17 protein-coding genes and 1 pseudogene are annotated in these 16018 nt (G+C 44.3%); 9 read left to right on the forward strand and 9 right to left on the reverse strand.

What is annotated here, in order from left to right; all coding sequences use genetic code 11:
- The first annotated feature begins 178 nt into the window (after positions 1-178).
- The 4 genes from KTH90_RS24425 to KTH90_RS24440 all read left to right on the forward strand — a co-directional run bounded on the left by KTH90_RS24425 (position 179) and on the right by KTH90_RS24440 (position 3329).
- Complete coding sequence (locus KTH90_RS24425) at positions 179-748, forward strand: CDP-alcohol phosphatidyltransferase family protein (RefSeq protein WP_158355045.1); 570 nt, start codon at positions 179-181, stop codon at positions 746-748.
- Positions 749-1069: 321 nt separating this feature from the next.
- Positions 1070-1534, forward strand: coding sequence for a MarR family winged helix-turn-helix transcriptional regulator (locus KTH90_RS24430; protein WP_158355047.1), 465 nt, complete (start codon positions 1070-1072; stop codon positions 1532-1534).
- Entirely contained in the window at positions 1525-2286 is a 762-nt protein-coding gene (locus KTH90_RS24435) for a sulfite exporter TauE/SafE family protein (RefSeq protein WP_158355049.1), read from the forward strand. Before KTH90_RS24430 ends, KTH90_RS24435 begins: the two co-directional genes overlap by 10 nt.
- 83 nt (positions 2287-2369) lie before the next feature.
- Positions 2370-3329: a CPBP family intramembrane glutamic endopeptidase gene (locus tag KTH90_RS24440; RefSeq protein ID WP_158355051.1), complete on the forward strand. Its 960-nt coding sequence runs from the start codon at positions 2370-2372 to the stop codon at positions 3327-3329.
- A 33-nt stretch (positions 3330-3362) separates the two neighbouring features.
- On the opposite strand, the gene KTH90_RS24445 is transcribed toward KTH90_RS24440, so the two are convergent.
- Genes KTH90_RS24445 through KTH90_RS24460 form a run of 4 tightly spaced genes read right to left on the reverse strand, consistent with a single transcriptional unit; the run spans position 3363 to position 7116 of the window.
- Positions 3363-4199, reverse strand: a complete 837-nt coding sequence (locus KTH90_RS24445) for a hypothetical protein (protein ID WP_158355053.1) — start codon at positions 4197-4199, stop codon at positions 3363-3365.
- A complete protein-coding gene (locus tag KTH90_RS24450; RefSeq protein WP_158355055.1) occupies positions 4192-5601 on the reverse strand; it encodes a sensor histidine kinase in 1410 nt (469 codons plus the stop codon). The genes KTH90_RS24445 and KTH90_RS24450 overlap by 8 nt, the downstream gene beginning before the upstream one ends.
- Entirely contained in the window at positions 5598-6257 is a 660-nt protein-coding gene (locus tag KTH90_RS24455) for a response regulator transcription factor (RefSeq protein ID WP_238727605.1), read from the reverse strand. Before KTH90_RS24455 ends, KTH90_RS24450 begins: the two co-directional genes overlap by 4 nt.
- Positions 6258-6303: 46 nt before the next feature.
- Positions 6304-7116: an N-acetylmuramoyl-L-alanine amidase family protein gene (locus KTH90_RS24460; protein WP_158355057.1), complete on the reverse strand. Its 813-nt coding sequence runs from the start codon at positions 7114-7116 to the stop codon at positions 6304-6306.
- Positions 7117-7855: 739 nt separating this feature from the next.
- Here KTH90_RS24460 and KTH90_RS24470 point away from each other — a divergent pair.
- Positions 7856-9089: pseudogene (locus KTH90_RS24470) on the forward strand (IS110 family RNA-guided transposase).
- A 540-nt stretch (positions 9090-9629) separates the two neighbouring features.
- On the opposite strand, the gene KTH90_RS24475 reads toward KTH90_RS24470, so the two are convergent.
- Positions 9630-10400 carry an inositol monophosphatase family protein gene (locus KTH90_RS24475; RefSeq protein ID WP_238727608.1) on the reverse strand — a complete coding sequence of 257 codons (771 nt, stop codon included), beginning with the start codon at positions 10398-10400 and terminating at the stop codon, positions 9630-9632.
- 213 nt (positions 10401-10613) lie between these two features.
- On the opposite strand from KTH90_RS24475, the gene KTH90_RS24480 reads away from it, so the two are divergent.
- From KTH90_RS24480 to KTH90_RS24495, 4 genes are all read left to right on the forward strand, one after another.
- On the forward strand, positions 10614-11306 hold the full coding sequence (locus KTH90_RS24480) for an iron-sulfur cluster assembly scaffold protein (RefSeq protein ID WP_158355063.1): 693 nt from the start codon (positions 10614-10616) through the stop codon (positions 11304-11306).
- 18 nt (positions 11307-11324) lie between these two features.
- Positions 11325-12335 (forward strand): GGGtGRT protein, encoded by a 1011-nt coding sequence (locus KTH90_RS24485; RefSeq protein WP_158355065.1) that lies wholly within the window; start codon positions 11325-11327, stop codon positions 12333-12335.
- Between the two features lie 144 nt (positions 12336-12479).
- A complete protein-coding gene (locus KTH90_RS24490) occupies positions 12480-13076 on the forward strand; it encodes a nucleotidyltransferase family protein (protein ID WP_158355067.1) in 597 nt (198 codons plus the stop codon).
- Positions 13066-13311: a DUF6718 family protein gene (locus tag KTH90_RS24495; protein WP_158355069.1), complete on the forward strand. Its 246-nt coding sequence runs from the start codon at positions 13066-13068 to the stop codon at positions 13309-13311. The genes KTH90_RS24490 and KTH90_RS24495 overlap by 11 nt, the downstream gene beginning before the upstream one ends.
- Before the next feature lie 174 nt (positions 13312-13485).
- Here KTH90_RS24495 and KTH90_RS24500 read toward each other — a convergent pair whose 3' ends face one another.
- The 4 genes from KTH90_RS24500 to KTH90_RS24515 all read right to left on the reverse strand — a co-directional run bounded on the left by KTH90_RS24500 (position 13486) and on the right by KTH90_RS24515 (position 15836).
- Positions 13486-13683 carry a helix-turn-helix transcriptional regulator gene (locus KTH90_RS24500; protein ID WP_238727609.1) on the reverse strand — a complete coding sequence of 66 codons (198 nt, stop codon included), beginning with the start codon at positions 13681-13683 and terminating at the stop codon, positions 13486-13488.
- 206 nt (positions 13684-13889) lie between these two features.
- Positions 13890-14567, reverse strand: a complete 678-nt coding sequence (locus KTH90_RS24505; RefSeq protein WP_158355073.1) for a hypothetical protein — start codon at positions 14565-14567, stop codon at positions 13890-13892.
- A 226-nt stretch (positions 14568-14793) separates the two neighbouring features.
- The gene (locus KTH90_RS24510) at positions 14794-15495 is read right to left on the reverse strand and encodes an ImmA/IrrE family metallo-endopeptidase (protein WP_158355075.1); all 702 of its coding nucleotides are present in this window, start codon (positions 15493-15495) and stop codon (positions 14794-14796) included.
- 11 nt (positions 15496-15506) lie between these two features.
- On the reverse strand, positions 15507-15836 hold the full coding sequence (locus KTH90_RS24515; protein ID WP_158348668.1) for a helix-turn-helix domain-containing protein: 330 nt from the start codon (positions 15834-15836) through the stop codon (positions 15507-15509).
- Positions 15837-16018 lie beyond the last annotated feature (182 nt).

Raw genomic sequence — 16018 nt, forward strand, 5'->3', positions numbered from 1 at the left:
TTTAAAATTTTAGTTAGACCCTCATAGATTGAATACCCTATGAGCTTAACTAACTGACATTGGCCGTGAATAGTAACATTTATAGAAAACGGAATTGTAGATTATTGTCGTTTCTTGATCTTTTCGGGAAGATATGCTATATTACTGCGTAATGAGATGTCGAAGGAGTGTGGGATTAATGCAGATAAGACATGATGTGCCATTGCGTAAACAGCTTTTTACCATACCAAATTTGCTGGGATATTTGAGGATTATTTTGGTACCCGTTATTATTTGGAGATATGTAACGGCGGATACGGTCAGTGATTATTATGTGGCGGCTCTGATCGTAGTGATTTCCAGTATATCGGATATGTTTGACGGGATGATCGCCCGCAGGTTTAATCAGATTACACAGCTGGGTAAAGCGCTGGATCCTATAGCGGATAAGCTGACGCAGGCGGCCATGGTGCTTTGCCTGACGATCCGGTACAACCAGATGATTCCGATGATGATTCTGTTTGTTGTTAAGGAAGGATTTATGGGGACCATGGGGGCGCTGATGCTGCGGAAAGGAAAAATGCTGGACGGAGCCATGTGGTATGGTAAGGTGTGCACGGCTGTGTTGTATGTGGTAATGTTCGTGCTGTTCCTGTTCCCAGAGCTGCCGATGCTGGCGGTAAATATCTGTATCGGTATCTGCGTTTGTTTTATGCTTCTTTCTTTCGTACTTTACATACCGGCTTTTGTTAAGTTGAATAAAGAGTAGTTTATAAATAGTTAAAGACTATAATAGAGATTGAGGATTATAATAGGATTAAAGTTTATAATAGAAATTGAAGATTATAATAAGATGAATGTTTAAATAGAGATTAATTATAAGATTTGTTTTAAAAAGTGGATCTGTGAATTTTTCATAGGTCCATTTTTATGTATTTGCGCGCCCGGCGAGGGGACTATACAGAAGCCATGATTAAGTTTTATTTGGCTTGACGAATAAAAAAAATTGCGTATAATAGTTCATAAGTGAACAGTTCAATAATAAACCATATTATTTTGGGTAGGGGGATAGGGAGAGGAGGAAGGTAAAATGGCAATTGAGTTCTTCGATAGCAGACTTACAATAGATTTTATGCACAGTGCAGCAAAAGCCAAAAAGACTTATGAAGGTATATTTCATGAGATTGCGAAAACAGAAAGACTTACGCAGAACGAGATAGACGTGCTGCTGTATCTCTGGAACAATCCTGGTTACGATACGGCCAGGGATATCGTGAATTACCGGATGATATCAAAATCACATGTATGCGGAGCTGTAGACAGGCTTACGGAACGGGGATATTTATCGGGTAGGCAGGAGGCCGCGGACAGGAGGAAGGTGCATCTGAAGATTGAACCGTCCGCAGAGGAAGTAGTCAGACGTCTGGCCGAAGTTCAAATGCAGTTTATCAACGGGCTGTTCGATGGAGTTACGGAGGATGAACAGGCTATGTTTGAAAAAATACTGGAGAAAATGGGACAAAATATGGAAGGAGTACATAAGAAATGGTGTTAAAACTGATTATTTGCATCATCGCCGGACTTGGAGCGGGGATTGGGACAGGGTTAGCGGGTCTGTCTGCGGCAGCGGTGATTTCCCCCATGTTGATTACGTTTTTGGGCTTTCCAGCCTATGAGGCGATCGGAATTGCCCTGGCCTCTGATGTTTTAGCGTCTGCGGCTTCCGCATGGACCTACTACCGCAACAAGAATATTGATATTAAAAATGGTTTTCTGATGCTGGTGACCACACTGATCCTGACCATGGTTGGCAGTAAGGTGGCATCCTATGTACCAAACACCACGATGGGAAGCTTTTCCGTCTATATGACGTTATTACTGGGAATCAAATTTATTGTACGGCCGGTTATGACGACCAGGGAAGCGAATGAAAATAAATCCCGGAAGAAAAAGATCATACAGTCCCTGATCGCAGGCTGTGTGATCGGGTTTATTTGTGGTTTTGTGGGAGCGGGCGGCGGTATGATGATGCTGCTCATCTTAACCAGTATTCTGGGATACGAATTAAAAACTGCGGTTGGAACCAGTGTATTCATTATGGCTTTTACCGCGCTGACCGGTGCGGTAAGCCATATGGCGATCGGCGGGAAACCGGATCTGTTCGCCTTGGTTACCTGTATCTTAGCTACACTTGCCGGTGCTCTGGCGGCCGCCGGCTTTGCGAATAAAGCCAGCACAAAGACACTGAACCGGATAACCGGTGTGGTTTTGGCGGTACTTGGCCTGGCCATGGTTATTTTAAAATAAAACCCTCTTTTCAAGCAATTCTATTCGTGATATGGTAAATATGAGCGATAGAAAACGGCAAGGAATGAAAAGGGTGGCCAAATATGGAAAAGAATAAAAGTGGTACAAGAAGACGCATTCTAATTTATCTTGGGCTGACATTTGTTATAACGTATCTATTGGAAATATTTGTAATCGGAAGCCTGGTTTCCAATATGCAGTCATCGCCTGCAGTCAGCATTCTGGTTTCCGCCATGATGTTCATACCGGCGGTCTGTGTACTGCTGACCAGACTGATTACAAAGGAAGGATTTCGGGATGCCTGGATTCTGCCGAATTTTCGTGGGCATATCCGCTATTATGTGATTGGATGGTTCCTTCCGGTAATCCTGACGGTTCTGGGCAGTGTGGTTTATTTCCTGATTTATCCGGAAAGGTTTGATCCGAATCTGGGATACATGATGGAGACTTATCAGGCGATGGGGATCGACTTGCCGCTGGAGGCTATTAAGACTAATATGCTGGTGCAGATCGGAATCGGAGTGGTGTTAGGGCCGATCGTGAACATCTTTACCTGCATTGGTGAAGAGTGGGGATGGAGAGGTTATCTGGTTCCCAAACTGTCGGAGCGTTTCCGGATACTGCCGACGTTGCTGATCAGCGGAGTGATCTGGGGATTGTGGCATGCGCCGCTTACCGCTATGGGGCATAATTACGGATTCGGATATACCGGCTATCCGTTTACAGGGATTCTGGCCATGTGCGGATTCTGTATCATTATGGGAACGCTTCTGTCCTTCCTGTCCTTAAAAACCAGAAGCTGTCTGCCTGCGGCCATCGCCCACGGCAGTCTGAACGGATTTGCGTCCATAGGCATCTATTTCCTGACCGGCTCCGATGTATATAATCCGTTTATCGGACCGGCTCCGACCGGTATCATAGGAGGCAGCGCCTTTATTCTCACGGCTGTGATCCTGGTTGTCATCATGATGCGGCATGAGAAGAAAAACAGGCTGATTGCGGTAGCTAAGGAAAGGCAGAGCATAGGGGCGCCGATGCCATAAAATCACGGAATGTAAATAATAAGAGATGCAATATTAATAAGAGTATGCAGAATCAGAATCCATAAAACCATTTACCGCGCTGTTCGGTATGGATGTATCCACATAAGGATAATTTATATAGGGGTTGTAGAAATAATACCCCACAGGGAGTATCTGTATGTAATAATCGGTATCATTCTGCAGATATATGATCTTTAACTGAGCCTTTTCGGAGGCGGCACCCTGGGATTGAAAGGTCCAGTCGTCCAATACGTCCAGGCCCAGGTAGCGGATATAGGCGTTGATGGTGTCCCTGGGAGCGTCTTTTAGTGTTTCATGCTGATGATTGAACATCTGCAGGTACAGAACCTTTCCTGTCTTAGGCTCCATATAAAAAGACAGCTGAGGAGGGTTATCGATATATCCTTCTGCCATGAAGGATTCATCATAGATGGTATAATAAGAAAAAGGAGTTTCCTTATTATCCCATATACCATAACTGCCGCTTACCCAGATCATAGGGGTGATCATGTTATGGAAGCTATCCAACAAATCATTATCCAAAGCGGACTGATCGATCATATTCTCCAACTGTTCATTGAGGCTGTTAACGATCGATGCAAAAGGAGAGTCATCTATACTGAGCGGATAATTATAACCTCCGCCATAATCAAAGTACTGGCTGTTTTGATAGATATCGCGGATCGTGTTAACCAGATAAATTTCTTCTGCCTCGGGCGCCAGTTTCGCATGAATTTCCTGGCGGGAATGAGCTACAGCCATCATCTGGGCGTCCTGAATGGTGAAGAAGAGACTGGGAAAATAGATAGCGCCTGCCACGATGAGCAGAGTTAGAATAAGAAACACCAGACTTTTCCAATGTTTAAGCATCTTTTGCCACCTCCAGTTCAAACCAAACAGTCGTTCCAACGCCTAATTCGCTTTCAAAATGCAGCTTTGTATGATGCAGGTCCGCTATTTTGGAACATAAAAACAGCCCCAGACCGGAACCGCCCATAGCCCGGGAGCGGGATTTATCAATCATATAAAACGGCTCTGTGATACGGGCCAGTTCTTCCGGCGGGATACCGCAGCCGCTGTCCTCCACCGAGAAGCGATAAGCCTGATCCTTAATTTTTCCATACAGCTCTATCGTCCGGTCCTTCGGGTCCGCTTTTTTTGCGTTCAAAATCAAGTTCCGGAGCAGACAGTCCAGCAAAGATGCGTCGGCAACTACTGAAGCAGGCTCCACAGCGATCGAGAGCCTGACCTCATCCAGCAGAGGTTCCATCTGCTGATGCAGACGATGCACGATCGTATACACAGGCTGAGGTCCTGTCGTTAAGTTCTCTTCGGTACAAAACATCAGGTCCATAAGTTTCCGGGAAAGCTCCTCCAGGCGCCGGCTCTCCTGATAAATAGTCCGGGAATACCGGATCTGTTTTTCCTTATCAGTGGCACTGGTCCGCAGAATATCCGCGTAACCGATAATGGCTGTCATGGGAGTCTTGATTTCATGGGAAAACGCGTTGATAAAATCATCCCGCTGCCGTACCGATAATTGCAGCTCGGCGATTTGCTGCTCAATGGCATCGGCCATCAGATCGAAGTTCCGGCTGAGCTGCCCGATCTCATCGGAGCTTCGGATGCGGGTGCGTTCTTTGTAAGCACCGTTGGCGATATGAAGACTGGCGTTATTCAACTTTTGAATCGGTCCGGTCAGAACATGGGTCATAAGTCCGATAGCCAGGACACACAGAAGGATCACGATGCCGTCCAACAGCAAAAAATCCTGTAATTGGCGGTCCCTCTCCGCAAACAATCCGGTTATATCATAAGCACTGACCAGCAAGACGATGTTTTTATCTATTTCCAGCTGAGAAGTCAGCAGCATATAATTCAGCCCATCTGCCTGCCGGATCAGATAAGTGTTGCCTTCCTGCCGCAATATGGCTTCCATATTTTTGTCAGACAGGGCCGGCAGATTGGTATACAGGGCCTTTCCGGCGTCAGTATACAGAGCCATCACTTTGTTCTGGCCCACGGTATAACCGGAGAGACGTTTGGCAGAGTCCGCCACTTTATCTTCGGAATAGTTCTCACCGCTTAATATGTAATTAACCATATTGGACTCAATGGCATAACGTTCCAGCAGATGCTGCTCCACATTCTGTGCGGCGGCAGTCTCCAGAGAATGTTTAAAATTTCTGCTGATTAAGATCGTACCCCCTACAGAAAATAGAACGGCAACCAGAATCGTCATACTAAGAATCAGTTTGGTGGAAAATTTCATGTGGAAACCTCCAGGATATAGCCGATTTTGTATACGGTCTTGATCCGGTCCTTCCAATTCAATTTCTTGCGCAGCCGCTGAATGTGCAGATCCAAAGTACGGGAATCCCCCGTAAAATCTTCCAGCCACACCCGTTCAAACAACGTTTCCCGGTACAACGCCGAGTTCTTGTTCCTCACAAGAAAGAGCAGAAGTTCATATTCCTTGGGCGTGAGCATTACCTCCTGCTCATTCTGCATAACCCGCCTGGACTGGGTATCGATGACCACATCTGCCGCATATAAAAGAGTCTGCCCCTTATTATAGCGGCGCAGTACGGAATCCACCCGGGCCAGCAGCTCATCGATCTCAAATGGCTTGACAATATAATCATCCGCGCCCATGCGCAGCCCCTTCACTTTGTCCCTGGTGGTACCTTTCGCCGTAAGAAAAATGGCGGGAATTCCCAGTGGTTCAATATATTCCATCAGTTCATAACCGTCTATTTCCGGCAGCATGATATCCAGCAATATTAGATCATAAGCACGGTTTTCTATTTTATCCGCTGCTTCTTTTCCATCCGCGGCGTAATCCCAGGCATACCCGGCCTTTTCAAACCCTGCCTGAATCAGCTCCGCGATGGCACATTCATCTTCCACAATCAATATTGTAATCAAATCCGATACCTCCTGATATCAGGTACAGTCCTTTGGAACATCCCTTCTATTTGGCCGATGTTCCAAAGGACTGCAAAAATTCCTGTATTCCTCTGGCAATATTCTTAGCCAGCTCTTTTTGATAACTTTCTGAAAAGATCAGATTCTTATCCGTTTTATTCGTCAGATAACCGACCTCAATCAGGCAGGCCGGTACGGTAGTCGTGCGCAGTACCTTCAGTTTTTCGTCCTGAACCGTTCCCCTGTCCGATGTCCCGGCCGTCTGTTTGGCATATGTATGTATGGCGTCCGCCAATTTTTTGCTCCCGGCCCCCCCTGAAGACTTCACATCGTTATACCAGACTTCCAATCCCCGTATGGAACGATCATCCTCAAAAGAATTCTGATGTATACTGACAAAAGCCTGAACCTTATTATCATTGGCGAGGGCAGCTCTCTCATCCAGACTAACGGTCTGGTCGCTGCTGCGGGTCATGACCACCTCGACGCCTGCGTTTTTCAACTCTTCCTCCACCAGAAGCGCAATGGCCAGATTCAACGACTTCTCCGGAGTTTTGGCCGCCTCGCTTCCGGTATCCTTCCCCCCATGCCCCGGATCCAGAAGAACCTGAATCTCCTTAGGGGTGTCAGAAACTACCGGAATCTCCGGTTTCGGCACAACCGACGTTAAATTTTCCGATTCACTGGGCGTACCGGTTGTCCTATGCGCCAAAAGAAAACCCAGAATCATCCCGATCACAACAAAGATCAGAGATTTGAGCACGCGATAAGACAATAGCTTGGCCGCCTTAATCAGCTTCTTCTTCCGCCGCAGCCTCATACGGGCTTCATAGCGTGTACGTTCGTAATTCGCTTCCATATAAAAGTCATCCTCATAAAAGTCATCCTCATAAAAAGGTTTTTCATCTATCTATTAGATCCACAGACCCCCGAAAAAGTTCCAATTCTTTTCAAAATACACCAATATTTTTATCAGAATAGTGTCATTATATCGGACATTTGTTTCAAAGTTGTATCTATAATTTCAAAATAAGACAAAAACACTGCCCAGAATAAAAATATCATACCATCTTTCGAACAATTGCGCCATAGCCTGCCAAATATTACATCCTGGAGCTCATCTGTAGCTGGTATGAGGGGGGATAGTTACAAGTGCAGGGGAGACTGTCCGAAAACTAAATAAAGATTTTTACTAAGGTCCGGGAAGAGAGGAACGCGGCGGGGCCCTGGAACCGGGCGGCTCATCTTGCGGGGGCAAATCACTTCGACCGGACCTAAGAACGGCTAACTCCGAAGACAGGAGAACCTCTCATTGGCAGGACCCGGAACAAACTCGCCAAACCCCCATGCCCTGCCGTGGCAACACCATAAATGAAACTATGCAGGCGATAGATTATTGAAATTGCTGTTGATTGACCTTATACTGATCTTAACGGCAAAAATCGACTGTACTTTGGGCCTGTAGCCCGTTCGCCAAACTGATTTTAGGTACTCTCATTTGCACCACCATCTGTCCAGCCGCTTACGGCAGAAGGACGTACAGTAAAATAATAATAGACAGAGTACCGTGCCGTAAATTTTATTTTGGAGGTGCTAGTATGGATAAAATTTACGACAACTGTTGTGGTATTGATGTGCACAAAAAGCTCATCGTAGCCTGCTTTAGAAAAGGCAACAAGCAGGAGTTACGTAACTTTGGTGCAACTACCAGAGAGCTTCTTGAAATGGTTGACTGGCTTAAGGAAGGCGGCTGTGAAATGGTCGCAAGAAAGCACAGCCTCTTATTGGAAGCCTCTGTACAACATCCTCGAGTCTTGTGAACTAAACGCTATGATAGTGAATGCCAGCCATATGAAGGCAGTACCTGGTCGCAAGACTGATGTGAAGGATGCGGAATGGATTGCGGATCTTCTTGCGCACGGATTGCTAAAAGCCAGCTATATCCCGGATAAAGATCAGCGGGAGTTAAGAGAGCTGGTTTGTTACCGGAAAAGTCTCGTAGGTGAGCGCACCAGGGAATTGAACCGCCTCCAAAAGATGCTGGAGGGTGCCAACATTAAACTGTCTGGTACGGTATCTGACATCAACTGTAAGAGTGCGCGCAACATTCTGGAATATCTTCTCACCGGAGAAGTCATCAACGAAGCAAAGTATGATGAGATGTATGAAAAGAAAATCATAGCCCATAATCTCAAAGCCAGCAAGGAACAAATCATCGATGACCTGAATGGTTTCATGACCCCATTACAACGTCGAATGATGAAAGAACTGCTGTCTCATCTGGATGAACTCAACGCCCACATCAAAAATCTGGACGATGAGATTGATCACTTTATGAAGCCAGAAGAAAAACAAGCGGTACAAGTAATCCAGGATGTAACGGGAATAGGGAAAACCAGTGCTCAAGCCATCATTTCGGTTATTGGTACAGATATGGGGCGTTTTCCTACCGATGGACATCTGGCTGCATGGGCAGGGATATGTCCGGGCGATAACGAGAGTGCCCAAAAGAGAAAGTCCGGAAAAATCCGAAAAGGGAATGCCCTCCTGCGGTCAACCCTGGTTGTGTGTGCCCATTCCGCTGTAAGAAATAAAACTTCCTACTTTTATGCGCAGTTCATGAGAATAAGTGCCCACCGAGGAAAAAAGCGAGCTTACGTGGCGGTAGCTCATTCCATACTTATAGCTATTTATCACATGCTCAAGGATGGAGTCGTTTTCAAGGATCTGGGAGCAGATTATTACAATCGTTTCAACAAGGAACGTAAAATTAATGCGTACCTAAAGAAATTAAAAGCGCTCGGCTGGGAAGTTCCGGTAGTTGCCGCCTGAACCTGTTAGCGGAGGTCAAAATGAACATCAAAAAACTTGATGGGGGAAGTCTGCGCTTTTTTAGCTACCCAGAAGTTAAGGTTTCACAGTAAAGGACGGCTCGGACAGTGAGATTTCCAGCCGAAAATATACGATAATAAGGATAAACATACGATAGTTCGAGGTGACGGATTATGCCATATATATCCACTTTTGACCGTAATCATCTGATGCTGTGTTCCTGGGATACGTTCGTAGAGCCTCATAGTATAGCCATACTGATTGATGCTTTTGTGAACAGCCTTAATTTAAAAAATATGAAGGAAAAGAAATGGCAAAAGAGAAAACAAGAAAAGTGTAAATGGACAGATCACTTACACAGAATAGTAAAAAAGCAGATACTCTGCAAGGAAAGGAGTATCCCCCAGTCTGTCAAGTAAAGGAAATAGCAGGAATCATAAAGGCCGATAGCGTCCATACAGAGCTTCTAAGCCCTGCGAGGTTCTTACCGGCCTTTCGTTTAAACCCCATTCATATCTTTATCGGTAAGAAAGATACATATTAATCAATAACGATGTGCTCTAAGAAATAAGAGTGAAGATATCCATTCGTAGCCAGAACATTGCAGTTCTGGTCAAAGGTAAGCGGCTGATTCTTCCAGCCAGTTATCTTTCCGCCTGCTTCTGTCAAAATCAGGGAACCGGCGCCATAATCCCACGGCTTCAGATTACGTTCCAGAAATGTATCCAGACGCCCGCAGGCCACATAGCAGAGATCCAGAGCGGCTGATCCGGAAATCCGGATATCCGTGCACTCCATAAAAACTTTTTGGAACAGCGCAAAATTCTGTGCAGCCTTTTCTTTTTCGTATGGATCTGTACCCATGGATATCAGGGTGCACAGCATATCTGTCTGGTCGCTCACCTGTATCTTTTGCTCATTCAGATACGCACCGCATCCCTTTGCGGCGGAAAATGTCTCATCGGTAAAAGGATTATACACAACACCCAATGTAATCTCTCCCTGCTCATAAAGTCCCAGGGAAACGGCGCTATGCTGGTAATGGTGGATGAGGTTTGTCGTTCCGTCAATGGGATCCAGAATCCAGGTGTTTGTATCCGGACCGATCACATTTTCCTTCTGCTCCTCGGACATGAGGCCGATGCCGGGATATTTGCGAAACAGGACCTTCCGCAGAAAATCCTGGACCGAAAAATCAACTTTGGTGACAAAATCAGCGGTACCTTTAGCGGTGATTGCCCTGGAATTGACCTCGTCCATAACCAAAGGCCTGGTCTGATGTACGATCTCTATGAGTTCTTTTCGTTCCATGAAGTTACACTCCTTACTTTGACATTTTTGTAACAGTATAGCACAGACGAGGATCATTTGTAAAAGTAATTTATCCCGAAAAATTCTGGAAACCTCTGGACGAATCCGCCTTTTTGTGAGAAAATAACCTAAGGTGCGGCGTTAAATAAGTAACGATGTCGAACAAAGGTAGCCGCACGCAAATCTCACTATACATATGGAAGGAGTCTTATAATGATTTATTCACATGAAGTAGAACAAATGTGTCCGGTAGCGCAGGGCGTGAACCATGGTGCCGCTCCCATTCCTGAAGAGGCTAAATGGGTAAAGGCAAAAGACGTATCTGATATCTCCGGCTTGACCCATGGGGTAGGCTGGTGTGCTCCTCAGCAGGGTGCCTGCAAACTGACCCTGAACGTGAAAGAAGGAATCATCCAGGAAGCTCTGGTAGAGACGATCGGATGTTCCGGCATGACCCACTCCGCAGCTATGGCTTCCGAAATTCTGCCCGGCAGAACCGTTCTGGAAGCTCTGAATACGGACCTGGTCTGTGACGCGATCAACACAGCGATGAGAGAACTGTTCCTTCAGATCGTATACGGAAGAACACAGAGTGCGTTTTCCGAAGACGGACTGCCGGTTGGCGCAGGTCTGGAAGATTTAGGAAAAGGCCTTCGTTCCCAGGTTGGAACCATGTATGGAACTCTGAAAAAAGGACCTCGTTACTTGGAAATGGCGGAAGGCTATGTAACCGGAATCGCTCTGGATGAAGAAGATCAGATTATCGGTTATCAGTTTGTAAGCCTTGGCAAGATGACAGACTTCATCAAAAAAGGCGATGACCCGAACACCGCTTGGGAAAAAGCAAAAGGTCAATACGGCCGTGTAGATGACGCTGTAAAAATCATTGACCCTAGACAAGAGTAATTGAGGAGGTAAGAGAGAATGGCTTTATTTGAATCCTATGAGAGAAGAATTGATAAAATTAATGCCGTATTAAACAGCTATGGCATCGCTTCTATAGAAGAAGCCGAAAAGATTACAAAGGATGCCGGTCTGAATGTATACGATCAGGTAAAGAAAATCCAGCCCATCTGTTTTGAAAATGCTTGCTGGGCCTACACGGTAGGTGCCGCAATCGCAATCAAAAAAGGCTGCCGGAAAGCGGCAGATGCAGCAGCAGCCATCGGAGAGGGACTTCAGGCTTTCTGTATCCCCGGTTCTGTAGCAGACCAGAGAAAAGTAGGTCTGGGACATGGAAACTTAGGAAAGATGCTGTTGGAAGAGAATACCGAATGCTTCTGTTTCCTGGCCGGACATGAGTCCTTCGCAGCGGCTGAAGGCGCGATCGGTATCGCAGAAAAGGCAAACAAGGTTCGCCAGAATCCCCTGCGTGTTATCTTAAACGGGCTTGGAAAAGACGCCGCTCAGGTTATTTCCAGAATCAACGGATTTACTTATGTTGAGACCGAGATGGATTATTACACAGGAGAAGTAAAAGAGATTTTCCGTAAATCCTATAGTACAGGCCTTCGCGCGAAGGTTAACTGCTATGGCGCTAATGATGTAACCGAAGGTGTTGCGATCATGCATAAGGAAGGCGTGGATGTTTCCATTACCGGTAACTCCACGAATCCGACCAGATTCCAGCATCCTGTCGCAGGTACTTATAAGAAGGAATGTATCGAGCAGGGCAAGAAATATTTCTCCGTTGCTTCCGGCGGTGGTACAGGCCGTACGCTGCATCCGGATAACATGGCAGCTGGTCCGGCTTCCTATGGTATGACGGATACGATGGGAAGAATGCACTCAGACGCTCAGTTCGCTGGTTCTTCTTCCGTTCCGGCTCATGTGGAGATGATGGGACTGATCGGTATGGGAAATAATCCGATGGTTGGTGCTACGGTGGCTGTGGCTGTCGGTATTGAGGAGAGCGCTAAAGCAGGGAAATTCTAAGAAAATCATAGATTAAAGAGATTAAAATGGACCGCACAAACCTTTCATGGTTGGTGCGGTCTTTGAGACTGTGCATATATGAGTCAATAAGAGTGATTTTCCATAGATTTTGTGATATACTATTTGGTAAAGGTGGTGAGCAGGATGGACTTATTTATTCCAAAAGAAACCTTAGACATGTTATCCTACAAATCGACATTAGGAAGAAGTTTAAAGCAGATTTCTTTGCGGGAAACGCCGTTACAAAATATATTAGAGGATATAGAGAAATATCGTGCGAGTTATATTGACGTATTGATACAAGAGAATTTGATTGGCTCAAGGTTTAAAAGTGATGATTCTATTATGCGAAAATATGAGAAAACTATTAGAATCGGCGGAGGATTTAAGCAATGCTTTAACGATATTCTTGGATTTAGACTTAGGTTTGACCAATATCCTGAAGAATATCCAGATCATTTTAGAGTAGTTGATTTGCGAAACGGGAAAACGGTTGATGATGGTTATCGTGCCATTCACCTATATTACCAAAGAGATAATCTGGCATATCCGATTGAAATTCAGTTGTGGTGCGGAGAAGATTATTTATTTAATATTTGGAGCCATAGGTATATCTACAAATATAAAGAAGCTGAAATAGGAAAATTACTTTATAAGGAATATACTGCAAAGATAATTTGCTGCGAACAAGGTTTTATAGAGCGCTTGAAATATTGGGAAGGTGAGTTAAATGGGAGATAAAAAAATTTATATAGTAGCAAAAATTTTCGACAAACAGGGATGTTTGGCGTATCAATGTAAGAGTGTGAATGAGGCGCGTTGTTTGCCAGGTACATTGGAAGCATTGCGGGCAGAAGGTGTGCAGATTGTTATACTTGACAGTCCAGAGATATATTCAGAATATGCGCCTTATTCTTATGTGGAGGACATGAAAAAATTTATAGATATGGTTAGTCAAATGAATCGTGTAGCATAGGTAATTGAAAAGTATTATATAGTTGTCAGTAGTGCACTCATAGTGCACTCATAGCGCACAATACGCAGAATTACCCCTCACGCCTTAGAAAAACCAGCACTATCTTCTATCCTGCGGGAGCGGCGAGGGCTGGAAAATTTAAGACATGCGCTTTCATGGACCAGGAAGGTCCTATTATACTGTATCGATGAGCTGATCTAAGGTGATCCCATAAAGCCGGCATAGCTGTATGATATCTCCAATCCGGGGCTGCCGTTGGCCTGTCTCCCAATTTCCCAGGCATTGTCTCGATACATGAATCCTATTTGCGGCCTCCTGCTGCGTAAGTCCGGCGGCGCGTCTGCAATCAGCTAATTTTTTTCCGATTTCCATATTCAACATCTCCAGAGTGCATTATAACATATAATAATAGATGCCACAATATGAAGCTGAAAAAGGCGGCAAAGCTGACCGGAGACTGGTAAAGCTGGATGGCGATTGCCAGATAGTAATAAAGAAAGAAAAGATTAGTGTGACATAGTAAAAACCCAGGGAATCTAGTTCTCTGGGTTTTCAGCTTTGTAAGGTGAGTACTTTAATTAAATCAGCTGAATATGAAACGCAGTTGTTTGAGGCGGAATACTGGGCGTTTGTATATTCGAATGAGTAATTCTGACCATCTGACCTGGCTGTAGATTGCTAAATCTGATAGGCGCACCAAATCGGTTTGTAAAAGAGGTAGTATTCGTAATAAGAAATCTGGTTTGATTGTTTCTATTATTCGGATCTTCAGTGATGATAAAATTATTGTCAAAGTCAATTAAAACAATCCGGCCTGTAGTTTCAGCAGAGGGTCGCTGAGGAGGCAAAGGGCGCTGGGGTGGTAACGGACGCTGGGGTGGCAAAGGGCGTTGGGGTGGTATGGGAAATAATGGCGGTATTGGAAATTGTGGATTCCTTTGGACAACAACCCAGAAAGCATTTGCCTGAGGGGGTATGCTCATAGTCATACGAGATGAAAATGCAACATTCACCCACATTCCCCTTTGAATACAGCAGGAGCACATACTTTGTCCAAAAGAATTTAATACCGCAGTATTTCTATTGATATTTAACTGAATGTTTTGTATAGAAATCATATTATTTCTTTCTGGTACAGAGTAAGATACTATTATATTACCTGTAGAGTTATTAAAACAAGTGACGTCTTCAACAAAGGCATTATTAATTCGCATAATATCGCCCTGTTGGAACATAGTTCCGCGTGGATCATTCATGTAAGCGCACCGATCGTAATTTTATTGTATTATATGCAATGTTTCATTATCCTGTGAAATTAAATTATAAGAAGATCAGCTGAAAAAGAAAACATCAGCAGTGAAATCTGAGCATTGATGGAAGGAAGAAAATATAGACTTAGAAAAAAATAATATATAATTGTTCAGGCCCTGGGAAGCTGTCTGCGTTAAGGATACGGAAACCCAGGGCTCGTGAATGTTAAAATCAAAGTGTGGTAATATAACCTAAAACACGTGCATCCATTGAAAGGTGATCGTAAGATTCAGAATCCAAATCAGGATTCAGCCCGGATCTGGCGCTGCATATCGAACAGAATTCCTTACCCGGCTGATTATAAATCTCACGGCCGCAATCCCAACATTGTTCCAGGTGCCACACAAAACGATTCGCATTACTATTAAAAAAATGACGATACATCGCTTTATCTAACACACTCATCTTATGATAAGCAACATAACGGCGCCAGCGGCGATAGTCGTCAAAAGCAATTTCAGCTGCTGAATAACTCATAGAAAAAATGTGGGATACATCGTTCGCATTCTTACATTCTGAATAATGGATCGCAATACGCGGAGCCAATATATTACTGGCAAAATAATTGGCGTCGGTCTCATTTTGCTGTGAATCACCCGTATGATTCAATACATGATGGCCTAATTCATGCATAAGAGTAAAACGGATTCTGCAATTTTGTAAAGTATCATTATAGTAGACCTTTTTTTTCAAGCGGAAAGCATCGTCGCTTACCTGCAGGCAGGTGGCCTTTTTCTCAGGATTCTGATCGGAATATTTCAAGCACTCATACCCATATTTGCGCAGCAAAGAGATACAGTCTATTGGAAATGAGTATATAGAATTTGTCTCAAAAACATCTAAGATTTCTTGTTGAATACGAAGCGTATCCATGGGATCACCTGCTAATCTGATAATAATGTCCTGATAATTTCCTGTTTTTGTTCCACTGATAATTTCCTGCCGTTTCTGGCCACTAAGGATTGAATGTCTTCGTACGACGGTTCATAATCGTTCACCGTTTTGACCGGTTTGCCGGTACGCCCCAGGAGATAATCGATATCCACCTGAAATAGGTCTGCTATTTGTTCCAGGGTTTCAAAATCGGGTTCTCTGTTTCCGTTTTCATACATGCTGACGGCACTTCGGGATATTCCGAGTATTTCTGCCAAACCATCCTGGGTGTATCCAGCCTCAATTCTTAAACTACGAAAAACACTATTAAAATTTCCCATATCACCAACCTCCATGTCTATATAATATCACGTTTCGTGTTAAATGTAAATAAAAATAGACACGGAATGTAAAAAAAAGTATTGACACAGTATGTGGGATATGATATAACATTAATAGACACGAAAAGTGACTAAAATAATGATTGTTAAAATTACATTATATTTGAAGTTTATCAAAAAAA

It is taken from the genome of Diplocloster modestus, from assembly GCF_019042245.1.
In the GTDB taxonomy this organism is placed as follows: domain Bacteria; phylum Bacillota; class Clostridia; order Lachnospirales; family Lachnospiraceae; genus Diplocloster; species Diplocloster modestus.